The organism is Streptomyces sp. NPDC051218 (assembly GCF_044455475.1).
In the GTDB taxonomy this organism is placed as follows: Bacteria; Actinomycetota; Actinomycetes; order Streptomycetales; family Streptomycetaceae; genus Streptomyces.
On sequence record NZ_JBITEU010000017.1, the window covers coordinates 24,616 to 40,563 of the forward strand.

Below are 15,948 nucleotides of genomic sequence, written 5' to 3' on the forward strand. Positions count from 1 at the left end.
GCGGGGGCAGTAGTCACTGCCGCAGCCCCGGCGGCGACGGCGCCCAGCCCCGATCCCACGCTCCGGCTAGGCGCACCGCCTTCCTCGCCACGTTGCTGGCCTCCGGATCGGTATTACTCACGTCGCGAGGAGCTCCAGAGCTGGGGCCAGAGGAAACCCATGACTGCACCTGCTGCAGCCCCCATCAGGGCGAATAACAGGATTGTCCAGTCGACGCCGGAGTTGCCTACGCGTGCCAGTGCACCGCCTGCCGCGGCTATTACAGCGGTGATGGCAGCGCTGCGTCGACGGTTCCTCCAACCTGCAGACCCTCTCATCGTCCGCACACTCCTTTCGGGCGAGTGGTGCTGTGCGGTGGGCGCCCACCGCACAGCACCTGTCAGCTCCTCCGCTAGCCGCAGGAGGGGCCTGGGCTAGGGAAGAATTCCCCCAAGGAAGCCTCCATAGAAGGCATCCTTTCGATCGGCTGGGCTTCCACCTCCGAGAGCCGATCCAATGGCGCCTCCAGATGCTCCACCCAAGCCCGCCATCACGGCTCCACCGGCGATACAAGCGACGGTGGCTGCGGTACAAACAGCCGCAGTGGCCGCCACGCCTAGAGCCGTCCCCAACGACGACCCGATCCCCTCAGTGAGATCCTTGAAGCTGAAGAGCCCGGTGGGGTCGATGCGGTTGACGGGGTCGCCTTCGGCGTACAGGTACGGGTTTTGCTCCTGGCCGGAGGGGTCAGGCTGAGTGAAGCGACCGATGTTGGGGTCGTAGTAGCGGGCCGCGAAGTGGTACATGCCCGTCGGGTCTTGGTAGCCGCCGGCGAATCGGTAGGGCTGGGTGACCTTCTCGCTGCTCGCCGCTCGCGTCACGCCCCGGGGGCTGTAGGAATACGTGTTCACCTTCGCGCCGGATTCGTCGGCTGTGGCGACCACGGAGCCCAGGGCGTCGGTGAGGTAGTAGTACGCCTTGCCGTCACGGGTCATGGAGTTGAGTGTGCCCCCGGGCTCCCGATTAAAGCCCGTGTCCACACCCGCAGTTGAGGTCGCGGAGAGGCCGATGGGGCCGTTGTGGAAGTACGTGTCGCCGAGCTTGATCCGCTCGCTCTGGTCGGTCGAGCCGTACTGGCCGGCATAGGTCTTGCCGCCAACCGTCAGTGAGGTGAGCTGGCTGTGATCCGACCACTTCTCCCCGGTGCGTGTCCCCTCCGGGGTCGACGCCCCGGCCGTCTCGTGGCCCTCCTTGTCATAGGACCAGTTCGTGGACGATCCGTTCTTCGCGGTGATCTGCTGGGCGTCGTTGACCGTGTAGGTCGTACCGCGGGGGCAGCCCTTCTCGGTGCCCTGGCTGGTGAGGTTCCCGGCCAGGTCATAGCAGTACTGCCAGGACTCGTTCAGCGTGGAACCCTTATTCTCCGCCGCGTAGGAGAAACGGCCCGCCCCGTCATAGCTGTAGTTGGTCTTGGTGCCCGCCACGGCGTCCGTGCTCGTGCGGATCTTGTCGCCGTCGGTCTTTGCGCCGGTCCCGTAGCCGTAGGTGTAGGCGAGGTCGACCAGCGTGCCCTTCGGGGATGTGGCCTTGATCTTCTCGGGGCGGCTGGACTTGTCTACGTCGACCTTGTGCACGGTGCCGCCGGGGTAGGCGGTCTCCGTGCGGACGTCGTTGTTGTTGTACTTGTATGACGTCACCCGGCCCTGCGGGTCCTTGAGCTCCTTGAGCTTGTTGACCTCGTTCCAGGTGTAGTCGACCTTCCCGGCCGGGTCCTGGTAGAAGTCGACGTTGCCGGCCGGGGTGTAGGCCAGCAGGGTCTGTGAGCCGTCCTGCAGGGTGCGGACGGTTTCGCGCTGGAGCGGGTCGAACTGGTACTTGATCGTGCCGGTGTTGTCGTCGCGCTGGCGGAGGTTGCCGTCGGCGTCGTAGTAGTAGCGGACCGTGTCGTTGGTGGTGGAGACGGTCTTGATGCGGTCGAGGTGGTCGTAGGTGAAGACCTTCTTGATGCCGCGGCCGTCGGTCAGGGTCTCCGTGCGGCCCAGTGTGTCGTAGGTGTAGGTCGTCTCGCCCAGCGGCCCTGGCGGGGTCACCTTGGTCAGGTTGCCCTTGCCGTCGTAGGTGAAGGACGTCTTGACCGTCTTGGACGTCGACATCTTCGTCTCGGCCGCACACCGCTGACCCTCGAAACCACCGCAGTTGGGGCTGGCCGGGTTATAGGTGTAGGAGACGCTGCCGCCCCCGGTGCCGGTCTGCGCCACCGACTTGGTGTTGCCCGCCGTGTCGTAGGTGAAGCTGGTCTTCTCACCGTCAGCGTTCGTCGAGTCCTTTGGCACGTCCCCGCCGGCGATCGTCTGCCAGCTGTTGACCGACTTGCCGCCCGTCGGGGATGTGACGCTCTCCAAGTTGTTGCGAGCGCTGAAGCCGTAGTCCGATACGTTGCCCGGCGTACTGCCCGAACCCATCGCATCGGTCGCGGTGTCGATGTTGCGGTTCGCGTCGTACTTCGTGGAGCGTTTGTGCTTGAGGGCGTCGGTGACCTCCTCGACCTGGCCGTCCTTGTCGTGCTTGTAACTGGTGGCGTGCTCTTCCGGGTCGGTGACCTTCGTCGTGCCTGCGGCCGCCGGAGTGGACGTGTCGTACGTATACGTCCACGTCGGACCCGTGTGACCCAATCCGTTGAACTCCGTTGCCCGCAGCATAGAGGTGATGCGGTTGGCGCTGTCGTAGGTGAAGACGGTGACCCGGCCCTCGGGTGTGGTGATCTTTGTCAGGCGGCGGGAGGAGTCGTAGTCGAAGGTGGTGGTCTTGCCCTCGGCGTTCGTGGTCTTGCGCAGGTTGCCGGCCGGGTCGAGGTCGAAGACCGCGGTGCGTCCGGAGTTGTCCTTGGCCTGCCACTGCGAGGCGTCGGTCTTGACCAGGTCGATCCACCGGCCGGAGCGGGTCTCGGTCAGTTTGAAGCCCTTGTGCTCGCCGCCCTCGTCGTGCTGGGCGATCGTGATGGCGCCCTTGTTCTTGTCCGTGACCTTGGTCAGCGTGCCATCAGCGTTGTAGGTGTCCTTGGAGGAGGACTTCCAGTTGGTAACCGTGTAGGTGCCGTCCGCGTTCTTCTTCAGTTCCTTCGAGTAGCCCTTGGGCGTGGTGAAGGTGCCGTCAGCCTTCTTTGTGAAGCGCAGGCTGTCGCCCGAGGCGTCGTACAACACCACCTCGTCGTCCAGGATTTGGAGGTAGCGCTCGTACTGCTGCCACCAGCGCTGGGAGACCTTGCCCCACGGGGCGTCCAGGGAGTTGTAGGTGCGCGAGAGGCTCAGGGTTTGACCCACCCCGGCGATCTCGAAATCGGTGGCGGTCAGCATGAGGTTGCCGGTCGAGTAGTCGACCCGGGCAGTCAATGCGTCGGTGATCGCGAAGTTGCTGATCTTGTGCCAGGGCACGTCACCCTGCCCCTCCGGCACGTAATCGCTGGGCGCCGCGCGACCCGAACGGCCGGTGCTGCTATCGCCCTGGACGCGCTTCTTCTGCTCGGCCCGCCATGCGGCCACCTCATCTGAGGGCGTGCGCTCGGCCTGTGGTGGGACCGGGTCGTTCGAACCGACCTTCACCGGCGGCATGGTGAACGAGGGTGCGTCCTTGCCCCACGCCGATTCGGGCTCGTCGGCCGCGGAAGCAATCCCCGCAGCCGGCAGCAGGGACAGCGTCAGAGCGCCGGAGGCAAGTATGGCCGCCGACGCCAGAGTTGATCTCTTCCGGGCGCGCGAAAGACGCGCACCCCAAGTGCGATGCATCAAGGCTTCCCCCCACAGGAAGTCACATCCCGCAGACCCCAACGGTCACGAGAAGCACACAACCTGACACACCATCACCACAAGCCACCGAACGTTCCCCCAAACACCCGCACCACACGTCGCGGAACAAGCCCCTCCCCTCGCCATAGACAAATACCCACGGATAGGTCTGAACCACTCCCCCGCCACACTCGTGTTGCACCCTGCGAAACCCTTGCCGCCGGAAAGTGACCGAAAACAACCGGACCCCAGCACCATCTGACGCACTAGCCCTGCCGGTCCCCAGCTCCCGACTCACCAGCACCCGACCGCATTGCATCGCCGCCCACCCCCGGGGACCGCTCGAGAAACCGGCCTCCGACCTCCGGCGACTACAACGGGGCCTGCGGTCGTTCGCGGGTAGGCACCACGGCCGGGTACGGGCAGCGCACCCAGTTCATGACAGGAAGCGGCATGCACAGCTCACAGTGACGAGCAGCCAGCAGACGTGGACGCAGGCAGAGGACGAGATCGCCCAGCGCGCACACGGATCCGTCATCGGCGACCCCCGGCGGCCGCCCGGAGCTCCACCGCTGGAACGTCCTGCCACCGACCGTGGTGTGCGCGAGAGACACGTGAGGGTAGCGGCTCGGTGCCGGAGTGAACTGCTGATGAGAATGCTCGAACTCCGCTGCGGCAGGTCAACGAAGATCACGATCTACGACGGCTGGAGTATTAGGTCGGCGCCCCCTGACACACCAGCCACTCCCCTCTTCGTACGGGTCACCGTGTCGCCGCCCCGGCCCGCAGGCCGGCTTCAAACTCCACGACTCCCGGCTCCGAAGCCGGCCGCCCTCACTGATCACCAGCTCGATACACCGGCGCGGGGCGACAATCAGTGGCAACGCCCGGCAGCCGGTGTGACGCAACCGGCCCAGAGTCCTTCAAGGAGACAAGACCCCAGTGCGCAGCCGGAAGACCCTGCGGCCCTGCATGGCCGCCTGTCTGACCCTCTTGGCCTTGGCGCTGACCGCCTGTTCCGGCTCTGAAGACGGTTCCGGCGACAAACCCAGCGCCAGCAAGGGTGTGGACATGCACCGGCTGAAAGCAGGCCAGAGCATCACCGCGTCCTTCCGGGAGGCCGAAGGAGACATCACCTATACCGCTGTGGCGCAGAAGGTCGACCTCGGCACTGAAGCAGAGGCTAAGGAGCTTGCGGCCGTCGGGGGCAGCCTTGTGACGGACGTGAAGATCAAGGGCCTGGTCCCCGCCGTCGCACATGTCAAATACACGAGCAAGGGCGGAGTCGTCCTCAACCCTTACCCGGACGTCGGCGACATCGTCGAGATCTACGCTGACGGCCGTCGCGGCATCCAGCTCCTCGAGCGCGCGCACGAGGAACCAGGCTGCGTCTCGGACCGCGATATCGCGCAGTGGGACCAGGGACGGAGCTACGTGCTCTGTCAGACGTTCATGGTTCCCAAGGGGACCAAGGACCTGGCCGTGCACTGGAAACCCAGGAAGAACGGCATGGCGTACGTCTGGAAATTCAAGACCCCCTGAGGACCCGTCTCGGGCCACGCTTTTAGAGCGTGTCTCTTTGGTCGGTTGGTCAGTTGGTCGGATGTGTGTGTCCGGTTGGTGATCACTGATGTGATGTGGGGCCGAATCGAGCCGTTGATGCCGGCCGATCCGGTCCGCGGGCGACGGTGGGCCGATCACCGCCGAACCCTTGAGGCCATCGCGTGGAAGTACCGAACTTGCTCGCCCTGGCGGGCTCTGCCGAGCGAGCTCGGCTCGTTCCAGACCGCTCACAAACGGTTGATCAGTTGGGCCGCGGACGGAACCTGGGAACGGATCCTCGCCGCAGTTTTGTCAGCGGCGGATGACAGTGATGACATCGGCTGGACTGTGTCGGTGGACTCAACCGTCTGCCGGGCTCACCAGCATGCCGCCGGGGCCAGGAAAAGGGGGCCCCGGGCAGGGCTGAGCCCGCCGATCACGGTCTCGGACGCTCCCGAGGCGGCCTGAGCACGAAAGTTCACCTCGTCAGCGACAGCCGCGCAAGGCCGCTTGCCCTCCACGTCACTGCAGGGCAAGCGGGCGACGCACCAGCATTCGAGGCCGTCATGGCCAGCATTCGCGTTCCACGAACCGGGCCTGGAAGGCCGAGAACTCGACCGGACGCAGTCCTTGGGGACCGCGCGTATTCATCCCGGGCGATCCGGAACCACCTCCGCCGACGCGGTATCCGTGCCGTCATTCCCCAGCCCTCCGACCACTTCAAGCGGTTGAGGCACCTCTCGACGGTGTTGCGCTGCTTGTATGCCTGGGTGTCGAAGGCGGGCGGTCGGCCGCCGACGCGGCCTCGCCGCAGACGGTGGCCGACGCGGCAGGTCTCGAATCACGCGGACATCATCCTCGTACTCCCGCGTACTAGGAAAGCCGCCAGCCGGGCCCCACCGCCTCGCGGCAGGCCCGACATCACGAGTTCAAGTTCAGTAACGCCCGCGCTGCCGTATTCCGGCCCCCAGGAGAGAACAACCCTGCTCTTAAGCCTTGGAGATAAGGGGCGGCTCTGCCGCGGCCGGTGTCGGCTCGTCTTCGCCGGACACCCGCAAGTACCAGACCGCGACCAGGATCAGCGCACAGATCTGGGCGAGCGAGACGGCGTCGAAGGAGCCGTGGAAAGCGGTCTCCGCCAGGTAGGTGACGCCGGGCAGGGTGGTAAGGAGAACCATCGCCACCATGGGGTCGATACGTTGGAGCCCCGCCTGTAGTGCGAACAGCGGCAGGGTCACCGCGAGCACACCGGTGAACAGCATCGTCGGCAGCTTCGTGGTCCAGTCGCCGCCGGGTCCGCCGACGAGGAACAGGAGCACTCCGCCGCACAGATAGGTGAGGTGGAACCGGTGTGCCGTGACATACACGGGGTCGACGCCTCGCCGTCCCAACTCTGCGGAGAGCAGGGCGAGTACGGGAGCTCCGACCCCTGCGGCGACCACCAGGACGAGGCCTGCCGCGACGCCGGGCCCGAACGCGCTGTCCGCGGCGAACCGCTGTCCGAGCGCGACGCCGAGCAGCACCAGGACGACCGCGGCGAGCCAGCCCTGCCGGGACACTCGACGCCCCCGCCCGGCGAGGCCGAGCAGCGCGATCACGATCGGGCCCATCGCCGTCTCGACACCGGTGGCCAGCGTCGCGGGCACCCAGGTCAAGGAGGCGTAGAAGCTGAGGAACGTGACGGCTGTGACGACGTTCATCGCCACGAGCAGACCGCGGGTCCCTGGCGCGACGGCCGTCGGCCCCCGACGCAGGCGGCGGGCCAGGAGCACCGTGTTGAACAGCACCGCGGCGGCGCCGAACCCGGCGCAGGAGAGCGCGAGGCTGCCGCTGGAGTCCAAGGTGCCCGACACGAAGCCGTACACACCAGCCTGCAACAGTACGGAGGCGACGATGCACAGAACGGCCATGGTCAGCCCCCGACTTCACAGACCTGGAACAGGGTTCCGGAGTCCTCAATCTCGTGCAGCACCGCGAGGCTGTGCTCGATGAGTTCGGCGTCCTCGTGCACGAAGAAGGCCGTGCCGCAGGAGCCCGTGGTCAGCTGTGTGTCCCGCAGCACGTCGTTGACCTGCGGTAACCGGGCCACGCTGTGGAAGCCGGGCAGCCGGCGCAGTTCGCGCAGACCGTCGGCGGAGCTCAGGACGCCCGGCCGGTGGGCGCGCAGGAAGACCTTGGCCAGAGTGTGGGCCGGGCCGTAGGGCAAATCGAAGCGGTTGCGGAAGTCCTCGGGGCGCAACAGCCGTTCGGCGACCAGGTGCGGGCTGCTGTAGCCGAAGCCGCAGTGGTAGGCATCGGGTGACAGATAGGGGCCCATGAGGCGTGAGTTGACCTCGACGAGCCGGGGCCCGTCGGCGGTGAGCATCACCTCGGTGTGGGCCGCGCCGTCCCGGAAGCCGAGTGCGTCGAGGCAGCTCATGGTGTAGTCGACGAGTTCCTGCTCGTGCTCGTCGGGAGTGGTGCGGCTGGTGATGTGCCGCAGCACCGGACTGCCCTCGACACGGTCGATGCGCTCGGCGTACAGCTCGGCGAGCAGATGGCGGCCGTCCATGCTCACGGTGTTGACGATGTACTGCGACCCGGCCAGGAACTCCTGGACGAGGACACCTTCGTTGATCTCACCCATGAGGTTGCGCTGTCCCGCGATGGCCCAAAAGGCGGTGCGGGCTTCCTCGGGGGTGGCGCAGATCCGGCAGCCGTCACTGCCCGCGCTGTTGAACGGCTTGACGACCAGGGGGTACGACGCCCAGGAGGCGAGTAGATCGGTCAGCTCCTCCTCGGTGCGTACGACTCCGCCGCGGGTGTGGGCGAGGCCGGCCCGTATGGTCCGCAACTCAGCCTTGCTTGTCATACCGACTCCTTGGGATGACGCATACAGGTCACCTTATTGATCAGTGATGACCCGTAAAGGGGCGTCTCAAGATCTGAACGGCTCCCTCAGTCGGCCAGGTCGAGCCACCTCAGACCCGCGGTGGTGGCGGCCGCCGCCACCACCACAACCAGGAACGGCGCGCGCCGCCAAACCGCCAGACCTGCGACGGCGAGCCCCACGGCCCGTTCATCGACGGCCAGTTGCTGCTGATCGACGAAGGTCTGCGTAGCGATGAGCGCCGCGAGCAACGCCACGGGCACCACGCCCGCGACCCGCGCGACGGCCGGGTTGCCGAGCGCCTTCTCGGGGATCAACAGCCCCGCCAGCTTGAGCGCGAAACACGCGGCTGTCGCGAGGAGAATCCAGGTCCAGCTCATGAGGCACCTCCGCGGCCTGTCGCACTTCCCTCTGCGCCCCGCTCGTCCACAGGAACACCGTCCACGGACGCGCTCTTCGACGCCCCGTCATTCACGTTCCGGCCATCTTGCTGCGGGACCTTGGCAGTCGGCAGCAGCAGAACGCCGAGTGCCGTGAGCCCGGCGACCACCACGGGCAGGCCCGATCCCGCGAACGGGGACACGACGATCGCCACCAGGCCGGCGAGGACGAAGACGAACTGGCCGGCGCGCTCGCGCAGTCGCGGCGCCACCAGCGCCAGGAAGGCGGCGGAAGAGGCCATATCGAGCCCAAGCACCTTGGGATCCGCCAGCATCGAGCCGGCGAGGGACCCGATCAGGGTGGTCACGTTCCAGAACAGGAACACCGTGGAGCCGGAGACCCAGTAGGCGAAGCGACTTGCCGACAGTGTCGGTTTGCCTATCGCCATGGCCGTACTCTCGTCGCTCAGCAGATGAGCCGCCGGCAGCAGCGAACCGCCGCGCAGCTTCAGCACCGGCCTGAGGCTCACCCCGTAGAAGAGACTGCGCACTCCGAGCAGCGTCGCTGTCGCGGATGCGGCAGCTCCGCCACCGCCCGCCGCGAGCGTGCCCACCAGGGCCAGTTGAGCCGAACCTCCGTAAAGGAGAAGCGACAGAAACTGGGTCTGCGCGACGCTCAGACCACTGGAAACAGCCAACGCCCCATAGGACAGGCCGTAGGCGCCGACGGCCAGGCCGACCCCCAGGGCGTCGCGCACAAGCCTCGCCTTCTCCTTGCGCGGCAGTTGATCTTGCTCATGGATCACCACGAGGAGCCTTTCCACGGATTGTCGATGGAGCAGCCCAGATCCTGAGACACCCCCTTTGCGTCATGGATCTTACTCAGTATGACTGAGCCTTGTCATCACGGCGATCGAATATGACACGCAGTTGCGCAGATGGCCGTCGGCCGCAAGACATGGAGGGAAGATGAAGCACTACTTGGACCGCTTCGAGGCCCTGCTGGCGCTTACCCCGATCAAACCCGTGACGATCGATGTTCAAGGGGAGCCACGAACGATCCAGCTGAAGCTCGAGGGGTACAACATCTCCGGCTCGATCAAGGCCCGTACCGCCTACGGCCTGGTACGCGGCCTCGTACAGGACGGCAAGATCAAGCCAGGTATGCAGCTGCTCGAGTCCACGTCGGGCAACCTCGGCGTGGCCCTGGCCGGCATGGCCCGCTACCTGGACATCGGTTTCACCGCCGTACTCGACCCCATGAGCACGACCGAGGTCCGCAGCCGGCTGAGGGACCTCCCCGCCTACATCGTGATGGTCGACAACGTCGACGAAGCGGGCGGCTACCTGCTGTCACGGCTCGCCAAAGTCCAGGAAATGCTCAAGACCGATGACAGCTACGTATGGGTCGACCAGTACAACAGCCCGGAGAACCCGGAGATACACCGCAGGATGACCGGCCCGGAGATCCTCGACCAGTTGGCGACCCCTCCGGACGCGCTGTTCACCGCGGTCTCCACCGGCGGCACGTTCGCCGGGATCATCCAGTGCTTCCGCGAGCGGGGCGTGGCCACCCGCATGGTGGCCGTGGACGTCAACGGCTCGGTCGCCTACGACGGAACGCCCGGCCGGCGCTATCTGTTCGGCATCGGCGCGAGCCGGCCCTCCTCCTTCCTCGAGGGGTCCCTGATCGACCACTACGCCTACGTGGACGTCAGCGAGGCAGCCTACTACTGCCGAACAGTGCTCGCGGAGACGGGAGTTCACCTCAGCGCTTCGTCCGGCGCGGTCGTCGCGGCCTGCGCGCGCTATCTGCGGGAGAACCCCGATGTCCGCGACGCCCTGTGCATCTGCGCGGACAGCGCAGAGAAATACGAGAGCACCATCTACTCCGACAGGTGGATGGAATCGATCGGGGCGTCACCCCGGCCGACCGGCAACAGCTCGACCGGGTGTCGCTGTCCTTCCTCGCCGACCGCCTCGACGTACGCCGGGGAGGCGTCGCGGCGAACATCGCCCTGGGACTCGGCAGGCTCGGCCTGCGCCCCGTGCTGGTCGGCGCCGCGGGCGTCGACTTCCCCGAGTACGACGCCTGGCTCAGCGAGCACGGAGTGGACACCTCGTCGGTCCGGGTCAGCGAAACGCTGCACACCGCCCGCTTCGTGTGCACCACAGACGTCGAACAGAACCAGATCGCCACGTTCTACGCGGGGGCCATGGCCGAGGCCGGCCGGATCGACCTCCGCGCAGTACACCGACATGCGCAGCCGCTCGACCTCGTCATCGTCGGCGCCGACGACCCCGAAGCGATGCTGCGCCACACGGCCACCGCGCACGCGCTGGGCATTCCGCTCGCCGCCGACCCCTCCCAACAGCTGGCCCGCCTGGATACCGAACAGACCCGGCGTCTGGTGGACGGTGCCCATCTGCTGTTCACCAACGAGTACGAGGCTGCGCTGCTCCTCGACCGCACCGGCTGGAGCCACGATGAGGTTCTCGCCAAGGTGGGAACCTGGGTCATCACCCGCGGCGCCGACGGGGTGTCCATCGCGGCAACGGGGACAGAGCAGCGGGACATCCCGGCGGTGCCGACGAACGATGTGGTCGACCCGACGGGGGTGGGCGACGCGTTCCGCGCGGGTTTCCTCGCGGGCATCGCCTGGCAGCTGCCCTACCAGCGCGCGGCCCAACTCGGCTGCGCACTGGCCACGGTGGTCATCGAATCCGTGGGCACCCAGGAGTACAAGCTGCTCCCCTCGGATCTGCTGGCCAGGATCAACAAGGCTTACGGCCAGCAGCCGGCCGAGGACATCGCGTCGCGGTTGGCGACCGCCCCGTGACCGCTGCCGCCCCGGACGAGTCGGACTGGTTCAGATGGGCTCAGTCGAGTACTCGGTGAAACGGTAGATGCTCTGCGGGTTCAACCGGTAGCCGGGGCGCCCTTGGATCACGGCGTCCTGGACCAGGCTGTAGTCCGCCACTTCGCTGAACCGCTCCTGGCAGGCGGCACGGAAGCGACGCACCGTCTGCGCCAGAGCCGCGGAGGTCCGGTTCGTACGGTCCGACAGATCGGCAGCGGAGAGGAACGGGACGGTGGTCCCTTCCGCGATGCTGCGTGAAAACTCTTGCCCGAGGACGCGGAGGGTGTCGATGAGCGGTTGCGGCGCGTTCTCATGCACGGTGACGCCTTCCACCGAGAGGAGTCGGCCGTAGAGCGTCACCTCGAGCCGGTTCGGCTGCGGCAGCTGCTCGTCACCCAGGTCGAGAGAGAGGAACTCCGGTACGAGGTAGCCGGCCCTCAGGCCGATGTACCGGCTGAGCAGTTGGCGGCGCTCCGCATTGCGCGGCGCCTGCAAATAGTCGGCCACAGCGCTCAGCGTCTCCGGCAGGGTCGGCCGCAGATCCCTCAGATAGCGCGTGATCCAGTCCACCGACTCGTCCCTGCCGTGCAGCCGGGAGTGCAGCACGGCGGTGTCGAGGAGGACGAGGGACGCACAGGTGTCCAACTCGGTGTACCGCAAACGGTCGTGCAGCGTCACGGCCGTTTCGATGAGTACGTTGGGCCGCACCCGGACCCGGTAGGTGCGCAGCATCCGGTGCCACTGTTCATACGCCGTGAGATGAACGTTCCATTTCTCCGGGGCCTCCAGATAGCGGTCGGCGAGGTGCCGGAACATCCGCGGATAGGGCGACTGCTGGTAGGTGCCCCAACCGAAGGAGAAGGTGTCGAGCGCCGCGTCGAAGTCGCGCTGTACACCGTATCGGCAGGCGGAGATGAGGAACTCGCTGGTGCGGACGTAGCGCATGAGCAGTTCACGGTCGCGTTCGGTCAGCTCGGTGGGGCGCAGGACCGAGGACTCCACGAACGTGCTGTAGTTGCCGCTCTGTACGTCGCCCAAGTGGAAGGCGAACGAACGGCCGGCCCGGGAGGCGACCACGGGGTGCGCCTCGAGCACCTTCTCGACGTACTCCCGTTGCGTCTCGAGCACGGCATAGGCCTCTTCCTTCTGCCCGGCGAGCAGATGGGCGATGACGAGGTCCGTGTGCAGCCAGGACGCGTCCGCGTAATAGCCGTACTTCCGGTAGCGCTCGAGCGAGCCCGTAAAGAGCGGCAGCGCCCGCTCCGGATCGTTCTCGGCAGCGGCCTCCAGACCCTCGCGCCACAGCACGAAGGAGACTCGGGAGAAGGCCTCGGGCTTTCCTTCGAGTCCGACCTCCTCGGCGAGCCGGGCGAACGCCGTGGGCAACATGGAGTCCGCGTATCCCGCCCAGCCCTGGCTGACGTGGTCGGCCGTCTCCATCAGCAGGTCGAACGACCGCTCACGCACCGCGCGATCGAGGAGTTCGATCAGCTCCCTGGTCCGCGGCAGAATCCGGCCGGTGTAGAAGAAGGAGGTGTTGACGTATTTATCGGCTGTCGCGAGCAACGTGGGCGCGGCTGAGTTCCCGTACTGAATGCGGGCGCACAACTCACCGAGCAGCAACAGCACAGCGACGTCGTGCTCATTGGCCTGCCGCAGCTCGGCCGAGGGCACGTCAAGGACGTCCGTCGTGACAACCTGGCGCCCGCCCGCGACGTGCTCCTCAAGTGCCTGATAGCGCTCGATAACGCTGCTCATCTCCGCTGTCCTATCCGTCGCGTCGCCCGTACGCGGTAGCGTCCGACTGCCGGGTTCCCATGCTCTTCGCCAGATCGGTGACGATCGTCCGGCGCGTTCCGGAGTGGGGCCACGCCGACTGGCTCCAGGACACATCCTTCGCCGCTGGCAGTGACCTGGCACTGGCCTCGAAGCGACCCACCTTGCGTGAGTGTTTCTCGGGCACCGCCCACCATGACACTTTGCCGCATTCTTGATGTCATCTTAGACAAGTCTGATGACAATGACCGCACCGTGGCGCCGCACTCAATCCCGTTCAACGGAGGCCATTGCGAACCTCAACCAGGTCATTTAGCAGCAACCTTGTATAAATCCCACGAGAGGACGTTCTCCCATGGAGAGAAAACACGGGGTGGCCAGCCGCGCTCGCCGCATTTCCACTGGGGCAATGGATCGCCGACGCGCGCCGCTTCTACGCCCGCGGGGAGATGGACGATGACCGCATCCAGCAGCTGGAGAAGCTGGGCATGGTGTGGTCGCACTTCGACGTCGCCTGGGAGGAAGGCCTCGCCGCGGCGCGCGGGTGGGCCAAGGAAAACGGGCACCTGTTGGCCCCGCTGGATGCCACCTACCAGGGCTACCGGGTAGGCATCTTCCTGAAGAACGCCCGGGCCGCCGCCCGCAAGGCCGCGGAAATCGAGCAGCGTCGTGCGGAAGGGCTACCGGTGAAGTCATCAGCCGGCGCACTGGCGGACGAGCGGCGTGAGCAACTGGAGGACATCGCCGGTGAGGCGCTGCCCACCGAAGCGGGCGAAGTCGATCACGCCCGCCACCGAGAACGAGAAAACAAGCTCGGGTCATGGATCGGAAATCAGAGATCCAGAGCCGCGACACTGTCGCCGCAACGGATCGAACAGCTCTCCGCCATCGGTATGCGATGGACATAGCCACGTGAGTCGGGTGCCTGGGAGCAGACCTAGGCTGCGCCGTCCGCACTCAGAGGGTGGGCCCATTCGCTGCACCCCTGCTCACCTGCTGCATCGCAGAGCGGCTCGTCCAACTACTCCCGCGACGCTCGCAATGAACGCGCGGACCTCGGCAGAGAGGTTGCACATGTCCTCGCCCGCCGCGTACACCGTGTTGGTCTCGAACTGCCATTCTTCGGAGGGCGCCCCGTCGCGGATGCCCCAGGTCAGTTGGACGTGGCCACCAGGGTGCTGTTCCGCTGAGATGGTCAGGTCGTAGCCCTTGCCCACGGGGGTAGCCCGTGCGGTCACGTGTGGGCGGGGCGCAGGACCCTCTCATACGTGAGAGGCGGCCCGTTCCGGGTACCCGGAGACGGATCTTAGGAGGACTTCATGCCGCTCACGTTTCGCAAGAGCTTCCGAATACTTCCCGGTGTACGGCTGAACATCAACAAGCGCTCGTGGTCCCTCACCACAGGCGGCCGCAACGGCCCCCGCCGCACCCACAGCAGCACCGGTAGGCGCACGACGTCGATGGACCTGCCGGGCCCGTTCGGCTGGCGCCGCACGACGAAACGACGGTAAGAGGACAGCGGAAGAGCCGACCTTCCGCCGTGGCCGCCAGGACGGTTTACGTATCCCGGTGCGCTGACCGATGGCTGAACCCGCTGCGGCTCCTCAGGGGGCCGTTCCCGCGTATGTCGTCACATCCTCCACCGAGGCGTTGCCACCGCAGATCACCAGGCCGAGCCGAGTCTCGCCGCCGAACTTGGCCACGACACGGCGGGCGGCCGGCAAGAGGCAGCCCGCCGCGGGCTCGGCCCATACCTTGGCGTGCTCGGCCAGCTCGAGCACGCCTGCGTAGGCCTCCGCCTCGGGCACGACCAGCACTTCGTCGACCAGGTCACGCACCATGGAGTACGTCAGCGGGGATACGGTGGGCGCGCTCAGTGTGGTGATGCGTGAGTCCACATCCACCTCGACCGGCCCCCCACAGGCCAACGCCTGGGACATCGCGTCGGCACCAGTGGTCTCCACACCCCACACGCGCACGCCCGGGCGCAGCGCCCGCAGCGCCGCCGCCACTCCGGCGATCAGGCCACCTCCGCCGATGGAAACCAGGACATCCGTCAACTCACCCGCGTCGGCCGCCAGTTCGAGCCCCACAGTGCCCTGCCCTGCGATGACCACCGGGTCGGAGAACGGGTGCAGCAGCGTGAGCCCCTCCGCCTCCAGCTGGTCCATCAGCGCGAAGGCATCGGCCATGGTGGCGGTCAACCGTACGTCGGCTCCCGCGGCTCGGGCAGCCTGCACCGATCGCGCCGGCGCGGTGCGCGGCATCACCACTGTGGCGCGCACACCCAGCGCTGACGACATCTCCGCCACCGCGACGCCATGGTTGCCGCCGGAGACGGCGACCACGCCCGCCGAGCGCTGTTCCTCGCTCATCGCCAGCAGTTTGACGACGGCTCCCCGCACCTTGAACGAACCAGTGCGCTGCAACAACTCGAGCTTGACCGTGACCGGCACCCCTATGAGCGCGCTCAGCCCCGGGCTGGGCAGCGTGGGAGTGCGTACCACGTGCCCAGCGAGCCGCGCCGCCGCGCTCTCCAAGTCCTCAATGCCGATCATCGCGCCCCTCCAGGATGTCTCGCACGCCGCATTGACCTGCACGATACGTGGATGATCCCTGGCAGAGGCAGTCGTTCGGCCCACCTCTCCTCAACGCAACGCCGCACGACGCAACGGATGCCCGACAGGGTCAAGGGGACGGCGTAGCACAAGCTGGCGGTCGCCTTGGCCAACGTCGGCAAAGAGATGGGCCCGGGACCC

The 15,948-nt window shown here is 66.7% G+C and carries 12 protein-coding genes and 2 pseudogenes; 6 read left to right on the forward strand and 8 right to left on the reverse strand.

The features are described 5' to 3' along the window. Positions 1–413: 413 nt before the first annotated feature. Positions 414–3,761, reverse strand: a complete 3,348-nt coding sequence (locus ACIBCK_RS37195; RefSeq protein ID WP_399397561.1) for an RHS repeat-associated core domain-containing protein — start codon at positions 3,759–3,761, stop codon at positions 414–416. 942 nt (positions 3,762–4,703) lie between these two features. On the opposite strand from ACIBCK_RS37195, the gene ACIBCK_RS37200 reads away from it, so the two are divergent. Continuing rightward, on the forward strand, positions 4,704–5,303 hold the full coding sequence (locus ACIBCK_RS37200; protein WP_399397563.1) for a hypothetical protein: 600 nt from the start codon (positions 4,704–4,706) through the stop codon (positions 5,301–5,303). Positions 5,304–5,366: 63 nt separating this feature from the next. Next, positions 5,367–6,103: pseudogene (locus tag ACIBCK_RS37205) on the forward strand (IS5 family transposase); the annotation flags it as partial. 189 nt (positions 6,104–6,292) lie between these two features. On the opposite strand, the gene ACIBCK_RS37210 reads toward ACIBCK_RS37205, so the two are convergent. From ACIBCK_RS37210 to ACIBCK_RS37225, 4 genes are all read right to left on the reverse strand, one after another. Next, a complete protein-coding gene (locus tag ACIBCK_RS37210) occupies positions 6,293–7,213 on the reverse strand; it encodes a hypothetical protein (RefSeq protein WP_399397565.1) in 921 nt (306 codons plus the stop codon). 2 nt (positions 7,214–7,215) lie between these two features. Then, positions 7,216–8,154, reverse strand: coding sequence for an ATP-grasp domain-containing protein (locus ACIBCK_RS37215; protein WP_399397566.1), 939 nt, complete (start codon positions 8,152–8,154; stop codon positions 7,216–7,218). 86 nt (positions 8,155–8,240) lie between these two features. Then, on the reverse strand, positions 8,241–8,552 hold the full coding sequence (locus ACIBCK_RS37220; protein ID WP_399397568.1) for an AzlD domain-containing protein: 312 nt from the start codon (positions 8,550–8,552) through the stop codon (positions 8,241–8,243). Then, positions 8,549–9,376, reverse strand: coding sequence for an AzlC family ABC transporter permease (locus tag ACIBCK_RS37225; RefSeq protein WP_399397570.1), 828 nt, complete (start codon positions 9,374–9,376; stop codon positions 8,549–8,551). The genes ACIBCK_RS37220 and ACIBCK_RS37225 overlap by 4 nt, the downstream gene beginning before the upstream one ends. A 145-nt stretch (positions 9,377–9,521) precedes the next feature. Here ACIBCK_RS37225 and ACIBCK_RS37230 point away from each other — a divergent pair. Both ACIBCK_RS37230 and ACIBCK_RS37235 read left to right on the forward strand, forming a co-directional pair. Further along, positions 9,522–10,319: pseudogene (locus tag ACIBCK_RS37230) on the forward strand (pyridoxal-phosphate dependent enzyme); the annotation flags it as partial. A 131-nt stretch (positions 10,320–10,450) separates the two neighbouring features. Further along, complete coding sequence (locus ACIBCK_RS37235) at positions 10,451–11,392, forward strand: carbohydrate kinase family protein (protein WP_399397572.1); 942 nt, start codon at positions 10,451–10,453, stop codon at positions 11,390–11,392. A gap of 30 nt (positions 11,393–11,422) precedes the next feature. Here the strand turns inward: ACIBCK_RS37235 and ACIBCK_RS37240 are convergent, their stop codons facing one another. After that, complete coding sequence (locus ACIBCK_RS37240) at positions 11,423–13,171, reverse strand: hypothetical protein (protein ID WP_399397573.1); 1,749 nt, start codon at positions 13,169–13,171, stop codon at positions 11,423–11,425. A gap of 350 nt (positions 13,172–13,521) precedes the next feature. On the opposite strand from ACIBCK_RS37240, the gene ACIBCK_RS37245 reads away from it, so the two are divergent. Beyond that, entirely contained in the window at positions 13,522–14,097 is a 576-nt protein-coding gene (locus ACIBCK_RS37245; RefSeq protein ID WP_399397757.1) for a helicase associated domain-containing protein, read from the forward strand. Positions 14,098–14,178: 81 nt separating this feature from the next. Here ACIBCK_RS37245 and ACIBCK_RS37250 read toward each other — a convergent pair whose 3' ends face one another. Continuing rightward, a complete protein-coding gene (locus ACIBCK_RS37250; protein WP_399397575.1) occupies positions 14,179–14,427 on the reverse strand; it encodes a DUF6228 family protein in 249 nt (82 codons plus the stop codon). 81 nt (positions 14,428–14,508) lie between these two features. Here ACIBCK_RS37250 and ACIBCK_RS37255 point away from each other — a divergent pair, with 81 nt between their 5' ends. Beyond that, positions 14,509–14,700 carry a DUF4236 domain-containing protein gene (locus ACIBCK_RS37255; RefSeq protein WP_358713159.1) on the forward strand — a complete coding sequence of 64 codons (192 nt, stop codon included), beginning with the start codon at positions 14,509–14,511 and terminating at the stop codon, positions 14,698–14,700. A gap of 93 nt (positions 14,701–14,793) precedes the next feature. Here ACIBCK_RS37255 and ACIBCK_RS37260 read toward each other — a convergent pair whose 3' ends face one another. After that, entirely contained in the window at positions 14,794–15,747 is a 954-nt protein-coding gene (locus ACIBCK_RS37260; protein WP_399397577.1) for a threonine/serine dehydratase, read from the reverse strand. Positions 15,748–15,948: the final 201 nt, after the last annotated feature.